At 73.0% G+C, this 15,789-nt stretch carries 12 protein-coding genes and 3 tRNA genes; 4 read left to right on the top strand and 11 right to left on the bottom strand.

Going from position 1 to position 15,789, the window contains the following annotated elements; genetic code table 11:
• Nucleotides 1-11: 11 nt before the first annotated feature.
• From ACH4FH_RS23050 to ACH4FH_RS23035, 4 genes are all read right to left on the bottom strand, one after another.
• Entirely contained in the window at nucleotides 12-155 is a 144-nt protein-coding gene (locus ACH4FH_RS23050) for a hypothetical protein (protein WP_398557750.1), read from the bottom strand.
• A 435-nt stretch (nucleotides 156-590) separates the two neighbouring features.
• Nucleotides 591-664, bottom strand: a tRNA-Ile gene (locus ACH4FH_RS23045).
• Between the two features lie 180 nt (nucleotides 665-844).
• Nucleotides 845-917: transfer RNA gene (locus tag ACH4FH_RS23040), tRNA-Asn, on the bottom strand.
• A gap of 5 nt (nucleotides 918-922) precedes the next feature.
• Nucleotides 923-995, bottom strand: a tRNA-Asn gene (locus tag ACH4FH_RS23035).
• A gap of 264 nt (nucleotides 996-1,259) precedes the next feature.
• Here ACH4FH_RS23035 and ACH4FH_RS23030 point away from each other — a divergent pair.
• Both ACH4FH_RS23030 and ACH4FH_RS23025 read left to right on the top strand, forming a co-directional pair.
• Nucleotides 1,260-1,547 (top strand): YtxH domain-containing protein, encoded by a 288-nt coding sequence (locus tag ACH4FH_RS23030; protein ID WP_393891963.1) that lies wholly within the window; start codon nucleotides 1,260-1,262, stop codon nucleotides 1,545-1,547.
• Between the two features lie 88 nt (nucleotides 1,548-1,635).
• On the top strand, nucleotides 1,636-3,117 hold the full coding sequence (locus tag ACH4FH_RS23025; RefSeq protein ID WP_398557749.1) for an FGGY family carbohydrate kinase: 1,482 nt from the start codon (nucleotides 1,636-1,638) through the stop codon (nucleotides 3,115-3,117).
• A 30-nt stretch (nucleotides 3,118-3,147) separates the two neighbouring features.
• Here ACH4FH_RS23025 and ACH4FH_RS23020 read toward each other — a convergent pair whose 3' ends face one another.
• The 6 genes from ACH4FH_RS23020 to ACH4FH_RS22995 all read right to left on the bottom strand — a co-directional run bounded on the left by ACH4FH_RS23020 (nucleotide 3,148) and on the right by ACH4FH_RS22995 (nucleotide 11,635).
• On the bottom strand, nucleotides 3,148-4,443 hold the full coding sequence (locus tag ACH4FH_RS23020) for an RNA polymerase sigma factor (RefSeq protein ID WP_398557748.1): 1,296 nt from the start codon (nucleotides 4,441-4,443) through the stop codon (nucleotides 3,148-3,150).
• Between the two features lie 319 nt (nucleotides 4,444-4,762).
• Nucleotides 4,763-6,676, bottom strand: a complete 1,914-nt coding sequence (gene dnaG, locus ACH4FH_RS23015; protein ID WP_398557747.1) for a DNA primase — start codon at nucleotides 6,674-6,676, stop codon at nucleotides 4,763-4,765.
• 106 nt (nucleotides 6,677-6,782) lie between these two features.
• Complete coding sequence (locus tag ACH4FH_RS23010) at nucleotides 6,783-7,841, bottom strand: threo-3-hydroxy-L-aspartate ammonia-lyase (RefSeq protein ID WP_398557746.1); 1,059 nt, start codon at nucleotides 7,839-7,841, stop codon at nucleotides 6,783-6,785.
• Between the two features lie 9 nt (nucleotides 7,842-7,850).
• A complete protein-coding gene (locus tag ACH4FH_RS23005) occupies nucleotides 7,851-9,113 on the bottom strand; it encodes an NAD(P)/FAD-dependent oxidoreductase (RefSeq protein WP_398557745.1) in 1,263 nt (420 codons plus the stop codon).
• A 177-nt stretch (nucleotides 9,114-9,290) separates the two neighbouring features.
• The gene (locus ACH4FH_RS23000; RefSeq protein ID WP_398557744.1) at nucleotides 9,291-10,724 is read right to left on the bottom strand and encodes a deoxyguanosinetriphosphate triphosphohydrolase; all 1,434 of its coding nucleotides are present in this window, start codon (nucleotides 10,722-10,724) and stop codon (nucleotides 9,291-9,293) included.
• Nucleotides 10,721-11,635, bottom strand: coding sequence for a sirohydrochlorin chelatase (locus ACH4FH_RS22995; RefSeq protein WP_398557853.1), 915 nt, complete (start codon nucleotides 11,633-11,635; stop codon nucleotides 10,721-10,723). The genes ACH4FH_RS23000 and ACH4FH_RS22995 overlap by 4 nt, the downstream gene beginning before the upstream one ends.
• A gap of 503 nt (nucleotides 11,636-12,138) precedes the next feature.
• Here ACH4FH_RS22995 and ACH4FH_RS22990 point away from each other — a divergent pair.
• Nucleotides 12,139-14,334, top strand: a complete 2,196-nt coding sequence (locus tag ACH4FH_RS22990) for a molybdopterin oxidoreductase family protein (protein ID WP_398557743.1) — start codon at nucleotides 12,139-12,141, stop codon at nucleotides 14,332-14,334.
• Between the two features lie 22 nt (nucleotides 14,335-14,356).
• On the top strand, nucleotides 14,357-14,668 hold the full coding sequence (locus tag ACH4FH_RS22985) for a hypothetical protein (RefSeq protein WP_398557742.1): 312 nt from the start codon (nucleotides 14,357-14,359) through the stop codon (nucleotides 14,666-14,668).
• Nucleotides 14,669-14,727: 59 nt separating this feature from the next.
• Here ACH4FH_RS22985 and ACH4FH_RS22980 read toward each other — a convergent pair whose 3' ends face one another.
• Complete coding sequence (locus ACH4FH_RS22980; RefSeq protein ID WP_398557741.1) at nucleotides 14,728-15,756, bottom strand: adenosine deaminase; 1,029 nt, start codon at nucleotides 15,754-15,756, stop codon at nucleotides 14,728-14,730.
• Between the last annotated feature and the right edge of the window lie 33 nt (nucleotides 15,757-15,789).

Here is a 15,789-nt window from a genome sequence, read left to right as displayed (position 1 = left end):
GATGCCGTAGGTCAGCGGAAGAGCTCGCGGATCCTGCGGAAGGTCTCGTAGAGGCCACGGAAGGTCTGGCTGCCCGCCCTGACGAGGGCGGCCACGGCGCACCAGCCGAGAATCAGCAGAGCCGGCACACCGAGGCTCCATTGCCACCAGCTCATGGCGGGCTCCTTGGTTCGGGGTTGGGGAGGGCCGGGGCCCGGCGCGAACTGTATGCGCCTCCCCTGAAGGCGATGGGGGCGGGACGTCCCACTCAACTCGCACAGCACACCGGCCGAACGCCCCCGCTTCCTCGGGCGGTGCCCCGCCCCTCCGTTCGTGGTCGCGTTCGCCCGCGCGCAGGCGCTCCGGGCACGTGCCGAAGGCATCGGAACGTGCCCTTCGCCGGCCGACTTCCGAACTGCCGCGCGATTCACGGCCCCGGCGGCCGGGGCCTCGACTGCGGATCCCCCGGGCCCGCCACCGCGCCTCAAGGACCGCCATCCGGCTGACTCGATCGCCGTCCGGACATGCACCGAGGGCCGCCGGCATCCTCACGGCGACCCTCGATACTGCCTCTCACCTGGTCAGATCGCTGCTGCGCTACCAGGCTGCGGTGGGGCGGGTGGGACTCGAACCCACGGCCGACGGATTATGAGTCCGCTGCTCTAACCGGCTGAGCTACCGCCCCCTCGCGGCGCGTCGCGCACATTTGTGCGCGCCGTCTGCCGCAGCATAGCCGCTCATACGATCTGTTGCCCGTGAGGACCGTCGTCGCGCGACCATGCACGCCCAAGAGGACTTGGATCATGGGTGGTTCGGTTCCACGGCACAAGAAAAAGGACCCCTTCCGGGGTCCTCGTTCCTTCTGCTCCCCCGACTGGACTCGAACCAGTAACCCTCCGGTTAACAGCCGAATGCTCTGCCAATTGAGCTACAGGGGACCGAGCTCCCCCGACTGGACTCGAACCAGTAACCTGCCGGTTAACAGCCGGCTGCTCTGCCAATTGAGCTACAGGGGAATGCTCTGTGTGCCTCGAATGCACCCCTGCCCGGTCTTCCGGACGGCGCGCGCTCGCTGCGACACATACATTAGCGCAAGCAGGGGGGTGCTCCGCCAATCGGTATCGCCTCGGGTGATCTCCAGTCCTGGAGGGTAGGCGCGCGGCACAGCCTGCCGATCCGCTCCGTTACCGGCATCTCACGGGATCGAGCGGCATCAAAGCGTCTCGTGCGTGGCATGAGTGGCACACACGAGCGAGACCGACGACGGAAAGGGTGGAGCGATGCGCTACCGGCTCACGTTCATCACGGGACTGGCCATCGGGTACGTGCTCGGCACGCGGGCCGGCCGGGAGCGGTACGAGCAGCTGCGCAAGTGCGCCCAGCGCTTCGCGCAGAATCCCGCTGTCCGCAATACCGCCGAATCGGCCGCGCTGACCGGCCGCGAAGCCGCCACGAAGGCATTCGACAAGGTCGAGGACCGGCTGCCCGACTCCTTCAGCACCCGCATCCGCTCGCTGCGCGACCACCGCGGGGCGGCGGAGGACGACTGGGGCACGAGCAACACATGACCGGCCTCACCCGAGCGGCCCGGGTGCGCCGCGGCCGGGCAAACCCTGACTCTCTCCTTATGCGTCCCATGGGGCATCATCTGGGGCCATGGGGATAGTCGCCGGGTTGGACAGCTCGTCCGAGAGCACACGGATCGTCGTCTGCGATGCGGACACGGGTTCCGTCATCAGGCAGGGGTACGCGCCGCACCCCGCCGACAAGGGGCCCGAGATCGATCCGCAGGCATGGCTGATGTCACTCGGCGAGGCCGCGGGCAACGGGCTGCTCGAAGGGGTGCAGGCGATCGGCGTCTCCGCGCAGCAGCACGGCCTGGTGCCGCTGGACGCCGACGGCAATCTCGTACGGCCCGCGCTGGTCGGCAATGACAAGCGCGGGCAGAGCGCGGCCGCGGACCTGATCGACTCGCTGGGCGGGCGCACCGCGTGGGCGCAGTCCGTCGGTGCCGTGCCGCAGGCGGCCCACCCGGTGACGAAACTGCGCTGGCTGGCGCGTACCGAGCCGGCGAACGCGGCCCGGATCGTGGAGGTCATGCAGCCGCACGACTGGCTGGCCTGGCAGCTGCTGGGGCGGCCCGCGCGGCGGACGACGGATCGCGGCGGCGCCTCGGCGACCGGCTTCTGGTCGGCGGCGACCGAGTCCTACCGGCCGGATCTGATCGAGCTGGCGCTGGGGCACCAGGTGCGACTGCCGGAGGTGCTGGGACCCTCCGGGACCGCCGGGTTCACCCCGGAGGGGCTGCTGATCTCCGCCGGTACGGGCGAGACGATGGCCGCCGCCTTCGGGCTGGGCGTCGGGGCGGGTGACGCCGTGGTGTCGCTGGGCGCCTCGGGGTCGGTGTTCGGCATCCACCATGAGGCGCTGGCCGACCCGAGCGGCACGATCACCTCCTTCGCGGACGCCACCGGCCGCCATCTGCCGGTGGTGCACACCACCAACGCGGTGCGGGTGCTGCGGGGCGCGGCGGAGATGCTCGGCACGGATCTGGAGGGCCTGTCCGCGCTGGCGATGGAGTCGTCGCCCGGCGCGTACGGCATGGTTCTGCTGCCGTATCTGGAGGGTGAGCGCACTCCGAACCTGCCGCACACCGCGGGATCGTTGCACGGGATGCGGCGGGAGAGCATGAAGCCAGAGCACCTGGCGCGGGCCGCCGTCGAGGGCATGCTCTGCGGGCTCGCGGACGCGCTGGACGTGCTGCGCGGGCGCGGCGTCGAGGTGCGCCGGGTGTTCCTGCTGGGCGCGGCGGCGGAGCTGGGCGCGGTGCAGGCTGCTGCGCCCGCGCTGTTCGGAGTGCCGGTCGTGGTGCCGCAGCCCGCGGAGTACGCGGCGCTGGGCGCGGCCCGGCAGGCGGCCTGGGCGCTGGGCGTGGCGCACGGCACCCTCACCCCCGCGGCGGGCGCGGGCGTCCGGCCGGAAGGCGGGTCGCCGTGGGTGGATCCGCCCGAGTGGCCGGCGGCCGCGAGCCAGGTGTTCGCGCCGGGTGAGGAGCTGCCGGTCGGGCAGGCCGTGCGCCAGCAGTACATGGCGGTGCGCGACGAGATCCATCCGGGGGCGTTCCAGCGGGAGGGCTGAGCCGGCCGGGTGGCGCCCCTGGTGACCGCGTCAGTCGAGGTAGCCGCGCAGCTGGTCGGCGAAGGCGTGGTCGCGGAGCTTGTTGAGGGTCTTGGATTCGATCTGCCGTATGCGTTCGCGGGTGACGCCGAAGATCCGGCCGATCTCTTCGAGGGTGCGGGGCCGGCCGTCGGCCAGGCCGTAGCGGAGCTGGATGACCTTGCGTTCGCGTTCACCGAGGGTGGACAGGACGGCGTCGAGGTGTTCGCGGAGCAGCAGGAAGGCGGCTGATTCGACGGGCGAGGCGGCGTCGCCGTCCTCGATGAGGTCGCCCAGCGCGACGTCGTCCTCCTCGCCGACCGGGGCGTGCAGCGACACCGGTTCCTGGGCGAGCCGCAGGACCTCGCTGACGCGTTCGCCGGTCAGGTCGAGGTGGGCCGCGACCTCCTGGGGGGTCGGCTCGTATCCCCGTTCCTGGAGCATCCGGCGCTGGACGCGCACCACGCGGTTGATCAGCTCGACGACATGGACCGGGACACGGATGGTGCGGGCCTGGTCGGCGAGCGCGCGGGACATCGCCTGGCGGATCCACCAGGTGGCGTAGGTGGAGAACTTGTAGCCGCGGGCGTAGTCGAACTTCTCGACGGCGCGGATCAGGCCGAGGTTGCCCTCCTGGACGAGGTCGAGCATGGTCAGTCCGCGGCCGACGTACCGCTTGGCGACGGAGACCACCAGGCGCAGGTTCGCCTCGATGAGGCGGCGTTTGGCCATCCGGCCCAGGACCACCAACCTGTCGAGATCGACGGCGAGTTGGGAGTCCAGGTCGGGGGTGTTGGTGAGCTTCTCCTCGGCGAAGAGGCCCGCCTCGACGCGGCGTGCCAGCTCGACCTCCTCGGCCGCGGTGAGCAGCGGGATCCGGCCGATCTCGCGGAGGTACTGGCGGAACAGGTCGGAGGACGGGCCCGCTGTCTCGGGGCGGGGCGGCCGCTCCGGCGCAGGCTCCTCGGCAGCTTCCTCGGCGACCTTCTCGGTGAGCGTCTCGGCGGCGGGCGCCTCGCCCTGCTGCGGGACCGTGACCTGCTCGGCCGGCGGCTCCGACGTGCGGGAGTCACGGTCGGCCGGCCCGGGAGGACCCTCCTCACGGAGGGCGGTTGCATCGTCGATCGGCGCGTCGGGGAGGGTCTGGGTCTGCACGGGGGCGACCTCCAGGGTGATCGCGGCTGGGGCGGCAGAAGAGTCCGGGACGGCTGCGGCCGAGCCGCCGTCCGTCCCGGACGTCACGAGCGGTTCCGCGGGGGATTCACGGTCCGTGCGACCGGACCCGCCGCGCTCCGAGGACTCAGGCACCGCTCCTCAGTGTGGGGTACGACACATGCCCGCCACGAGGGGCGTGCGGCCACTTTTTGAGTCCGGTGCGTGACCGGACGGCTACGGGCGGGCGCGGCGCGCCGTACAGCGGGGGTGGTTCGCGGTCCGGGGGTTGGAGCGGTTCATCGTCAGCGGGCGGCCCGTCTGCTGATCAGGTGCGTGCTGACGCCCCGGGTCGGCACGCTTTCCGGAAGGTGCGTCAGCGCTTGGCGCCGGGGGGCGTGCGTGCTTCGTGACCGGCGCGGGCCCGGACCGCCCGCTCCCGGTGCAGTCGCCGGGGGGAGGGGGCAGGCGGGCCCTACAGTGCTGCCGCGCCGCGTTCGCGGAGGGACTTGCCGTACTGCTGGAGGACCCAGAGCTCTTGGAGCACCGCTGCCGAGCCCGCGTGGTCGCCCTGGGCCTCGCTGCGGCGGGCGGCGCCCTCCAGGTCGGCGATGCGCGCGTGGACGGCGGCGATGCGGACCGCGGCCAACTGTTCGCCGGCGTAGGCGGTGTCGGGGTCGCGGCGGGTGCGCAGCGGTTCGACGGTGAGTTCGGTGACCATGGCGCGGACCGTGTCGTCGGGGGCGGCGTCGCGTACCCGGGCGACGTACTCGCTGTCGGCGACGCCGGCCGTGGCGCCGCCCGCGTCCTCGACGCACTGGCGGACCGTGGCGTAGGGCGGGGCGGTGAACTCGTCGACGCCGTAGGCGTCGAAGGCCGGGGAGACCAGGTCGGGGCGTTGCAGGGCGAGCTTGAGGAGTTCGCGCTCCACGCGGTGGGCGGGGCTGCGGAGGTTGAGGGCCGGGCCGCTCGGCCCCGGGGCGGGGCGCTCCTGGACGGGGGCGGGGGCGCCGCGGCGCTGCCGGCCGCCCTGCTCCGGGCCGCCGTCCCGACCGCGCTCGCGGGCCCAGCGGGCGAGCTGGCTGACCCGGCGGACGACGAACTGGGTGTCCAGGATGCCGAGCATGCCGGCCAGCGAGACCGCTGATTCGTGCTGGATCGAGCTGTTCTTGATGTTCGCGACGATGGGCGCCGCCTCGTCGAGGGCGGCGGCGCGGCCGACCGTGGTGCCGAGGTTGTGCCGGGAGACGACATGGCGCAGCGCGAATTCGAAGAGCGGGGTGCGGGACTCCACGAGGTCGGCGACCGCCTGATCGCCCTTGGCGAGCCGCAGGTCGCAGGGGTCCATGCCGCCCGGGGTGATCGCGATGGAGGTTTCCGCGGCGAATTTCTGGTCGTCCTCGAAGGCACGCAGGGCGGCCTTCTGGCCGGCGGCGTCGCCGTCGAAGGTGAAGACCACCTCGGAGCCGGAGTTGTCCATCAGCAGCCGGCGGAGGATCTTGATGTGGCCCTCGCCGAAGGAGGTGCCGCAGGTGGCGATGGCGGTGGTCACACCGGCCAGGTGGCATGCCATGACGTCGGTGTAGCCCTCGACGACGACCGCGCGGCTGGTCTTGGCGATCTCCTTCTTGGCGAGGTCGATGCCGTACAGGACCTGGGACTTGCGGTAGATGGGGGTTTCGGGGGTGTTCAGATATTTGGGGCCGTTGTCGTCGTCGCGGAGCTTGCGGGCGCCGAAGCCGACGACCTCGCCGGAGATATCGCGGATCGGCCACATCAGGCGGCCGCGGAAGCGGTCGATGGGGCCGCGGCGGCCCTCCTGGGAGAGGCCCGCCAGGACCAGCTCCTTGTCGCTGAAGCCACGGCCGCGCAGGAAGCGGGTGAGGTGGTCCCAGCCGGCCGGGCTGTAGCCGACGCCGAAGTGCTGGGCGGCGGTCTGCTCGAAGCCGCGCGCGGCGAGGAACTTGCGGCCGATCTCGGCCTCGGGGCTGTCGAGCTGCTCGACGTAGAACAGCGCGGCGACCTTATGGGCCTCGACCAGGCGGGTGCGCTCGCCCTGCTGGCGGCCTGGGGTGTAGCCGCCCTCTTCGTAGCGCAGGGTGATGCCGGCCTGCGAGGCGAGGCGCTCGATGGTCTCGGCGAAGGAGAGGTGGTCGATCTTCATGACGAAGTCGACGGTGTCGCCGCCCTCCTGGCAGCCGAAGCAGTGGTAGAGCCCCTTGGCGGTGCTGACGTGGAAGGACGGGGACTTCTCGTCGTGGAACGGGCACAGGCCCTTGAGGTTGCCGCCGCCGGCGTTGCGGAGCTGGAGGTACTCGGACACGACGGCGTCGATCGGGACCGCGTCCCGGACCGCCTTCACGTCGTCATCGTTGATCCTGCCTGCCACGCGTGAATTCTACGGCCGGGCTCGGACACTCCCTGCCGCGCCTCCACTCCCCCGTGCCGCCCGCGCCGGTCGGCGCCGGTCAGCGCCGGTCAGCGCCGGTCGGGGGTCAGCCCATCAGCTCCAGAAAGCGGGCGAGTCCGATGTTGCCACCGGAGATGATCACGCCGATCCGGGGCGGATGAGGGGACCGCCCAGGCCGTCCAGGCCCTGGGGGAGGGTCGACGCGCCCGGCCAGGAGGGCGGCGATCCCGGTGGCGCCGCTGGGCTCGGTGACGATCTTCAGTCGCTCGAAGGCCAGCTTCATGGCGGTGCGGATCTCGTCGTCGCCGACCAGGACCACGGAGTCCAGGAGCTCGCGGTTGATCGAGAAGGTCAGCTCTCCGGGCGCGTCGACGGCCTGGCCGTCGGCGATGGTGTGCGGGACCGGGATGGTGACGCGGTGCCCGGCGGCGAGCGAACGCCGGGTGTCGTCGCCGGCCTCCGGCTCCACGCCGATCATGCGGATGCCGGGGGCCATGGCGGTCGCCGCGACGGCCGCGCCCGCCATCAGCCCGCCGCCGCCGACCGGCACCAGCAGCGCGTCGAGCGGTCCTGTCTCCTCGATCAGCTCCATGGCCGCGGTGCCCTGACCTGCGATGACGTGCGGGTGGTCGTAGGGCGGGATCAGGGCGAGACCGCGCTCCTCGGCCAGCCGTCCGCCGATGGCGGCGCGGTCGCCTGTGTAGCGGTCGTAGGTGACGATCTCGGCGCCGTAGCCGGCGGTGGCGTCGAGCTTGGACTGCGGGGAGTCCTCCGGCATCACGATGACGGCGGTGGTGCCCAGCTCCCGGGCGGCCAGCGCGATGGCCTGCGCGTGGTTGCCGGAGGAATACGCGACGACGCCGCGTGCCCGCTGCTCGGGGGTCAGCCGCGAGACGGCGTGGTAGGCGCCGCGGAACTTGAACGCGCCGACGCGCTGGAAGTTCTCGCACTTGAGGAAGACCTCGGCGCCGACCAGCGCGTCGAGGGTGCGCGAGCGCAGGACGGGCGTGCGGTGGACCACGCCCGCCAGCCGTTTCGCCGCGTCCCGGACGTCGTCGAACGTGACGGTCGGGACGGGCGCGGCGGCACCGCCAGGGCCGGCGGGCTCTGCGGGGCCGGTGGAACCTGTGGGGCTACTGGGCATACCGCCACGCTACGGGAGCAGCGAATCCAGCGGAACCTGCGGATCGGCCAGGGCGTCGGCGTCCAACGGCTGCCCGGAACGGATGAGTTGCTGGATGGGCCCGGCGACGTCCCAGACGTTGACGTTCATGCCTGCGAGCAGCCGGCCTTCGGCGAGCCAGAAGGCGATGAACTCCCGCTTGCCGACGTCACCCCGGCAGACGACCTGGTCGTAGGAGCCGGGCGGGGCGTAGCCGGAGTACTCCAGGCCGACGTCGTACTGGTCGGAGAAGAAGTAGGGGATGCGGTCGTAGCTGACTTCCTGGCCGAGCATGGCGCGCGCGGCGGCGGGCCCGCCGTTGAGGGCGTTGGCCCAGTGTTCGACGCGCACCCGGGTGTCCAGCAGCGGGTGGTCGGCGGCCGCGACGTCGCCGGCGGCGTAGATGTACGGGTCGGAGGTGCGCAGCGCGGCGTCCACCGCCACGCCTCCCCCGGCGGCCGGGTCGGCGAGCGCCAGGCCGGCCTGGGCGGCGAGAGCGGTGCGCGGGGCGGCGCCGATCGCGGCGAGCACGTCGTGGGCGAGGTGCTCCTCGCCGTCGTCGGTGCGCACCGCGAGCACCATGCCGTCCTGTCCGACGATCTCGGTGAAGCGGGCGCCGAAGTGGAAGCGGACGCCGTGTTCGCCGTGCAAGTCGGTGAACAGGCCGCCCAGTTCGGGGCCCAGGACGTGGTGGAGCGGTGTCGCGGCGGGCTCGACGACGGTCACCTCGGCGCCGTAGGAGCGGGCCGCGGCGGCGACCTCCAGGCCGATCCAGCCGGCGCCGGCGATGACGAGGTGGCCGTTGTCGCGGCCGAGCGAGGCCAGCACGCCGCGCAGCCGTTCGGCGTGCGCGAGGCGGCGCAGGTGGTGGACGCCGGCCAGGCCGGTGCCGGGGATGTCCAGGCGGCGCGGCTCGGCGCCGGTGGCCAGCAGCAGCTTGTCGTAGGCGATCAGGGTGCCGTCGCCGAGGCGTACGGTCTTCGCTTCCGGATCGAGGTGGACGGCGGGCTGGCCGAGGTGCAGTTCGATGTGGGCCTTGGCGTACCAGGCGGGTTCGTGGACGAAGACGCTGTCGCGCTCGTCCTTGCCGAGCAGGTACCCCTTGGAGAGCGGTGGGCGCTCGTACGGGTGGTCGCGCTCGTCACAGATGAGGATCACCCGGCCGGTGAATCCCTCCGAGCGGAGGGTCTCGGCGGCCTTGGCGCCGGCCAGTCCACCTCCGACGATGACGAACGTCTGGTGTGCGTCGACCACTTGCTTCCTCCTCGTTGCGGTGCCGTACGTACGCTTCCGCGTCCGTGAACGCCCGGGTCGTGCCCCCGTCGATCATGCCCCCCCGTCGGTGTCGTTGGGTGATGCTCCGTTCGATACCGTCGAGTTCGAGCGTCCCGCACGGAGCGTGAGGGGGGAAGGGGGGCTACCCCTCCAGGGTCACCCTCGGTTGCCTCGCACGTGACCGGGGGGACGGGTGAGACGGGCGTGCAGAGAGCGCGCCGAGGCGTCCGTCAGGGCGGCGATCTGATCGATGACGGCACGCATCCGGGCGGTGTCGTCCTCGGCCGCTTCGAACAGCGAACGGAACTGCGGGTCAAGGCCGTCGGGGGCGCGGGCCAGCAGCGCCTCGGCCAGTTCGGCGATCACCACGCGCTGGTCGGCGCGCAGCGCTTCCTGGTCGGGCCGCTGCATGACGTAGCGGTCGGCGACGGCTTTCAAGACGGCGCATTCCAGACGTGTTTCGGCCGGAACCACCAGCTCCGCCGCGTACCGCGTGAGCGGGCCGCCGCCGCCCCCGGAGCCGGGACGGCCCGGGAGGTGACCCCACGCGGCCCGCGTCGCGGTCTCCGCGGCCTGGCAGAAGCGGCCGATCAGCTGGCTGGTGGCGTCCTTGAGGCGGGCCTGCGCGAGCGCAGAGCCGTCGTAGCCGTGCGGCCACCACTCCTGCTCCAGAAGGCGGTCCAGGGCCTCGGCCAGCTGCTCGGGTTCGGCGCCGGGTGCGTAGCGTTCACCGGCGACGGCGAAGATCTCGGCCCGTTCGGCGTCGGCGAGCAGGAGGTTGGGGTCGAGGTGTCCGGCGTGCAGTCCGTCCTCGACGTCGTGCACCGAATACGCCACGTCGTCGGACCAGTCCATGACCTGCGCCTCGAAGCTCCGCACGGCGGTGGGCGCGCCCTGCCGGAACCACGCGAAGACCGGCAGGTCGTCGTCGTAGACGCCGAACTTCGGGGAGCTGGGGTCGCTGGGGTGCCCGCCGCGTGGCCAGGGGTACTTGGTGGCCGCGTCGAGGGCGGCGCGGGTGAGGTTGAGGCCGACGCTGACCGTCGAGCCGTCCGGTGCGGGGATGAACCGCTTGGGCTCCAGCCGTGCCAGCAGCCGCAGTGACTGGGCGTTGCCCTCGAACCCGCCGCAGGGCAGGGCCACTTCGTTGAGTGTCTGCTCGCCGTTGTGCCCGAAGGGCGGGTGGCCGAGGTCGTGGGCCAGGCAGGCGGTCTCGACCAGGTCCGGGTCGCAGCCGAGCGCGGCGCCCAGTTCCCGTCCGACCTGCGCGCACTCCAGGGAGTGCGTCAGGCGGGTGCGGGGGCTGGCGTCCCAGAGATGGGTCTGCGAACCGGGGGTGACGACCTGGGTCTTGCCCGCGAGGCGGCGCAGCGCGGCGGAGTGCAGGACCCGGGCGCGGTCGCGCTGGAAGGCGGTGCGCCCGGGGCGCTTGTCCGGTTCGGAGACCCAGCGTTCGGCGTCGGCCGCGGTGTAGCCGGGCGTGTCCGGGGTGGCCGGGACGCGTGCGGGTTCCTCGGAACTCTGGCCGAAGGCGTGGCCGGGGCCGTGGTCGCCTGTGTCCCTGCCGGTGGTCGGTGGTGTACCCGTCATACAGCGACGGTAGCCGCCCTGGCGCCTTCCGGGTCGGATGCGGTACGCGCAAAGAGCGCCTGGTCGTAGCGGTGCAGTACGAGACGGGCCAGGGCCGGGTGGTCGCCGAGGGGTGCGGCGGCGAGGTTGGGGGCGTCGGCGGCGCACTGGGTGGCGAAGCGTCCGGGGGCGGTGAAGCAGGCGGCGACGGCGATCCGGTCGTGGCCGCGGGCGGTCAGCACCCGCACGGCGTCGGCGACGGTGGGGGTGGCGGCGGAGGCGTACGCGGGCAGCACCGGGACGCCGCCGAGGCGGGCCGAGAGCAGCTGCGCGATGCGGGCGGTGTCCTCGGCGGACCGCGGCGCCCGGGAGCCGGCGGAGGCCAGGACCACGGCGGTGCGGCCGATGCCCGAACGATTCCGCGGCCGCGGGTTCCCGGCGCGGGGACCGGCTGCCACCACCTCGCAGCCGATGCCCTCGACGGCGTCGAGCGCGTCGCGGGCATCCGGGGCACGCAGGGCATGCAGATCAGCCGGGTCACCGGGACCGCCGCCGGTCTCGTGGGCGAACCCGGCCTCCACCAGCCGGCCGTGCAGCGCCTCGACCAGGAGCGGGTGCGGACCCAGGGGCGCGGCGATCCGGCCGCCGAGGTGGGGCGCGTCCGCCAACGCGGCGGGCAGGTCGTGCGTGACGTGGTACCCCCGGCCGAAGAGCAGCGGTACGAGGACGGCCTCGCCGCGCAGTTCGGCGAGGGTGTCGGCGAGCAGCGGCCTGCTCAGCTCGATGTGGCCCAGGCGCACGGGCAGGCCGGGGCGGAGCGCACGGACCCGCTCCAGCAGGGCGCGGATGGTGCCTACGGCCCGCGGGTCCCGGCTGCCGTGGGCGACGGCGACCAGCGTCGGAGCGGGGTGCGGGCGCGGGGCGGTGGTCATACGGTGCTCCAGGGCGGGGTGCCGGACGGCGGCGGCCTGCCGCCTGTCGGGCCGCTGCCCTGCGGGGCGCCGGTAGCCGTGCAGCCGGACCTTGCTGAGCTGGTCGCTCAGCCGGGCCGTGATCTCGGTGGCGAGGTCGGCCGTGCCCAGGGGAACGGCGCCGTCGAGGTGGTCAAAATCGTGGTGATGGTCGTCGGGGGCCGGGCGGTCGTCCGGGACGGCCCGGCCCCGGTGTGCTGCGCGGCGCTCGCTCGGTGCCGGTTCGGTCCGCGGTGCGAGGTCGTCGCTCGGTGCGAGGTCGATCGGGGCCTGGGTGGGCTGGTGCGCTCTCGACGCCGTCATGGCCAGAGCGTGGCAGCGGTGCGTTGCGGGACCGTTTCCGGCCGACGAATTCCGTGTGCCGTCCGACCTCCGCCGGCGGCCCGCCCGCTGGGAGCTACCCGCCCCGTGGCCGAAACCCTCGTGATTCCTGCGTGTAACACCCCCGTACCACGCTGGCACGCATGAACGCCGCGACGGTCGACACCCACTGCCCCTACTGCGCCCTGCAATGCGGCATGGGCCTGCGGTCCGTCGGGCCCGGTGCGGGGGCGGCTGCCGGGGCCCGGGACGGGGCCCCGGCAGCCGACGGGCCGGGCGTCGAGGTCGTCGAGCGGCCCGGTTTCCCGGTGAACCGCGGCGCCCTGTGCGGCAAGGGCAGGACCGCCGCCGAGCTGCTCACGCCGGGAGCGCGGCTGACCACGCCGCTGGTGCGGAACGCCGATACCGGGGCGCTGGAACCGGCCGGCTGGGACGCGGCGCTGGACCGCGTCGCCGCGGGCCTGCGGCAGACCGGTGCGGCATACGGCCGGGACGCGGTGGGTGTCTTCGGCGGTGGCGGGCTCACCAACGAGAAGGCCTACACCCTGGGCAAATTCGCCCGGGTCGCGCTCGGCACGTCGCAGATCGACTACAACGGCCGCTTCTGCATGTCGTCGGCGGCGGCGGCGCACGGCAGGGCGTTCGGACTGGACCGCGGTCTGCCGTTCCCGCTGGCGGACGTGGCCCGCACCGGCTGCGTCATCCTGGTCGGCTCCAACCTGGCCGAGACCATGCCGCCCGCCCTGCGCTACCTCACCGAGCTGCGGGAGAACGGCGGCAAGCTGATCGTCGTCGACCCGCGCCGGACCCGCACCGCGGAGCAGGCGGATCTGCATCTCGCGCCGCGGCCCGGCACCGACCTGGCGCTGGCGCTCGGGCTGCTGCACCTGGTCGTCGCGCAGGGCCGCACCGACGAGGAGTTCATCGCGGCGCGCACCAGCGGCTGGGAGGAAGCGCGGTCGGCGGCGATGGCGCACTGGCCGGAAATGGTCGAACGCATCACGGGGGTGCCGGTGCCGCAGCTCCGCGAGGCGGTGGAGCTGTTCTGCGACGCCGCCTCCTCGATGGTGCTGACGGCGCGCGGCCCCGAGCAGCAGGCCAAGGGCACGGACACCGTGGGGGCGTGGATCAACCTGTGCCTGGCGACCGGCCGGGCGGGCCGCGAGCTGTCCGGCTACGGCTGCCTGACCGGGCAGGGCAACGGCCAGGGCGGCCGCGAGCACGGCCAGAAGGCCGACCAGCTGCCCGGCTACCGCAAGCTCGACGATCCGGCGGCCCGCCGGCATGTCGCGGAGGTGTGGGGCGTCGACCCGGACGCGCTGCCGGGCCCCGGGCGCAGCGCCTACGAGCTGCTGGACGCGCTGGGCCGCGACGTCCGGGCACTGCTGCTGATGGGCTCCAACCCGGTCGTCTCGGCGCCGCGCGCCGCCCATGTGGAGGAGCGCATCCGGTCGTTGAACTTCCTGGCGGTCGCGGATGTGGTGCTGTCGGAGACCGCCGCGCTCGCCGATGTGGTGCTGCCGGTCGCCCAGTGGGCGGAGGAGACCGGGACCACGACGAACCTGGAGGGCCGGGTCCTGCTGCGCCGCCGGGCGCTGGACCCGCCGCCGGGTGTGCGCACGGACCTGGAGGTGCTCAACGGTCTTGCGGCGCGGCTGGGTTGGGAGAAGGGCTTCCCGACCGGGCCCGAGGAGGTCTTCGACGAGCTGCGGCGGGCGTCGGCGGGCGGTCCCGCGGACTACTCCGGCATCACCTACCGGCGGATCGCGCAGGAGGACGGCGTTTTCTGGCCGTGCCCGCAGCTGCCCGAGGACGACTCCCCCGCGGGTCACCCCGGCACGCCCCGCCTGTTCCTGGACCGCTTCGCGACGCCGGACGGCCGGGCCCGGTTCGTCCCCGTCACGTACCGGCCGGCGGACGAGGAGACCGACGACGCCTATCCGGTGGTGCTGACGACGGGCCGGGTGCTGGCCCAGTACCAGTCCGGGGCGCAGACCCGCCGGGTCGCCGAGCTGAACGCCGCCGAGCCCGGCCCGTTCGTCCAGCTGCATCCGCGGCTCGCCGAACGCCTCGGGGTCGCGGACGGCGAACCGGTCGCGGTGGTCTCCCGGCGCGGCCGGGCGGTCGCCCCCGCACGGGTGAGCGGCGCGATCCGGCCGGACACGGTCTTCATGCCGTTCCACTGGCCGGGCGAAGGACGGGCCAACAACCTCACCAACCCGGCGCTCGACCCGACGTCCCGGATGCCGGAGTTCAAGGTGTGCGCGGTACGCCTGGAAGCGGCCGGGGCGGGCGGGGCGGTTGAGTCGGTGGGGGCGGAGGTGCCTGAGGGGGCGTGAGGGGCCGGGATAGCGTCGCGGTATGGACCTGAATCCCGAGTTCCCCGACCTCGACCCGCCGACACCGGACGAGCGGCGCGTGCGTCAACTCAGCAACCAGCTCTACGGCTTGCTGGCCGTCTTCGTGCTGAGCTCGTGGGCCATGCTCTACGCGTCGTTCGCCCTGGGGGTCAGCTTCTGGATATCGGTGCCCCACTTCCTCGGCGCGAACGGCGGTCTGGCGCTGATGTTCCTCGGGTGGCGCAACGACCGCCGTGAACTGGTCACGCGGGGCAAGTGGTGCATGGTGGCCGACCTGGTGCTCGTCCTCGTCGCCGCCGCGCTGACGAAGTGACCGCGCAGGGGCGGGCCGGGGCAAAGGCATCCCCGCCCCGGCCCGCCCGGCGCCGCGCCTCACGCCCGGTGGGCGTCCACTTCCTTCAGGTACTTCGCACGAGTCGCCTCGTCGAGGAACGCAGCTCGGAAGGAGTTGCGGGCGAGGGTGCGCAGCGTCTCCGCGTCCAGGCCCAGGGCGTCGCGTACGGCGGTGAAGTTGTCGTCCGCGTAGCCGCCGAAGTAGGCCGGGTCGTCGGAGTTGACGGTCACCAGCAGTCCCGCGTCCAGCATCGCGGGCAGCGGGTGGTCGGCGAGGTCGTCGATGACCCTCAGCCGGACGTTCGACAGCGGGCAGACGGTGAGCGGAATCTGATCGGCCACCAGGCGGGCCACCAGCCGCTCGTCCTCCATCGCGCGCACGCCGTGGTCGATCCGGTCCACGCCGAGCACGTCCAGGGCTTCCCACACGTACGCGGCGGGGCCCTCCTCACCCGCGTGCGCCACACACTTCAAGCCGGCCTCCCGCGCCAGTGCGTAGACCTCCTTGAACTTCGACGGCGGGTGCCCGACCTCCGCCGAGTCCAGGCCCACGGCCGTGATGCGGTCCAGATGCGGGCGGGCCGCCTCGAACGTCGTCAGGGCCGATTCGGCGCTCTCGTCACGCAGGAAGCACATGATCAGGCGGGTGCTGATGCCGTACCTCTGCTCGGCGCCGTCCAGGGCGCGGGCCAGGCCGCGGATGACCGTGCCGATCGGGACTCCGCGCGCGGTGTGCGCCTGCGGGTCGAAGAAGATCTCGGCGTGCCGGACGCCCTGCTCCTTGGCGCGCGCGAGGTAGGCGTCCGCGAGATCGGCGAAGTCGTCCTCGGTGCGCAGGACGGCCATCAGCGCGTAGTAGAGGTTCAGGAACGACTGCAGGTCGGCGAAGGAGTAGGCGCGGCGCAGCTCGTCCACGGAGGCGTACGGCAGGGTGACGCCGTTGCGCTCGGCGAGGGCGAACGCCAGCTCCGGCTCCAGCGTGCCCTCGATGTGGAGATGCAGCTCCGCCTTGGGCAGCGGGGGCTGGGGAGCGGATGCGGCTGACGGGGAGGAAGGCACGCGGGTCACACCTGTTCTGCGGTTCGGAAAGGGCCCTCGGCG

Origin of the sequence: Streptomyces sp. NPDC017993 (genome assembly GCF_044328065.1) — a bacterium.
GTDB lineage: Bacteria > Actinomycetota > Actinomycetes > Streptomycetales > Streptomycetaceae > Streptomyces.
The sequence above is the reverse complement of the archived record's forward strand: the minus strand, read 5'-3'. Positions and strand labels throughout refer to the sequence as shown.

Excerpts from the sequence above, each read along its gene's own strand:
- ACH4FH_RS23050 (WP_398557750.1), bottom strand. The coding sequence starts at position 155 with ATGAGCTGGTGGCAATGGAGCCTCGGTGTGCCGGCTCTGCTGATTCTC.
- ACH4FH_RS23030 (WP_393891963.1), top strand. The coding sequence starts at position 1,260 with ATGCGCTACCGGCTCACGTTCATCACGGGACTGGCCATCGGGTACGTG.
- ACH4FH_RS23025 (WP_398557749.1), top strand. The coding sequence starts at position 1,636 with ATGGGGATAGTCGCCGGGTTGGACAGCTCGTCCGAGAGCACACGGATC.
- ACH4FH_RS23010 (WP_398557746.1), bottom strand. The coding sequence starts at position 7,841 with ATGCCCAGTAGCCCCACAGGTTCCACCGGCCCCGCAGAGCCCGCCGGC.
- ACH4FH_RS23000 (WP_398557744.1), bottom strand. The coding sequence starts at position 10,724 with ATGACGGGTACACCACCGACCACCGGCAGGGACACAGGCGACCACGGC.
- ACH4FH_RS22995 (WP_398557853.1), bottom strand. The coding sequence starts at position 11,635 with ATGACCACCGCCCCGCGCCCGCACCCCGCTCCGACGCTGGTCGCCGTC.
- ACH4FH_RS22990 (WP_398557743.1), top strand. The coding sequence starts at position 12,139 with ATGAACGCCGCGACGGTCGACACCCACTGCCCCTACTGCGCCCTGCAA.
- ACH4FH_RS22985 (WP_398557742.1), top strand. The coding sequence starts at position 14,357 with ATGGACCTGAATCCCGAGTTCCCCGACCTCGACCCGCCGACACCGGAC.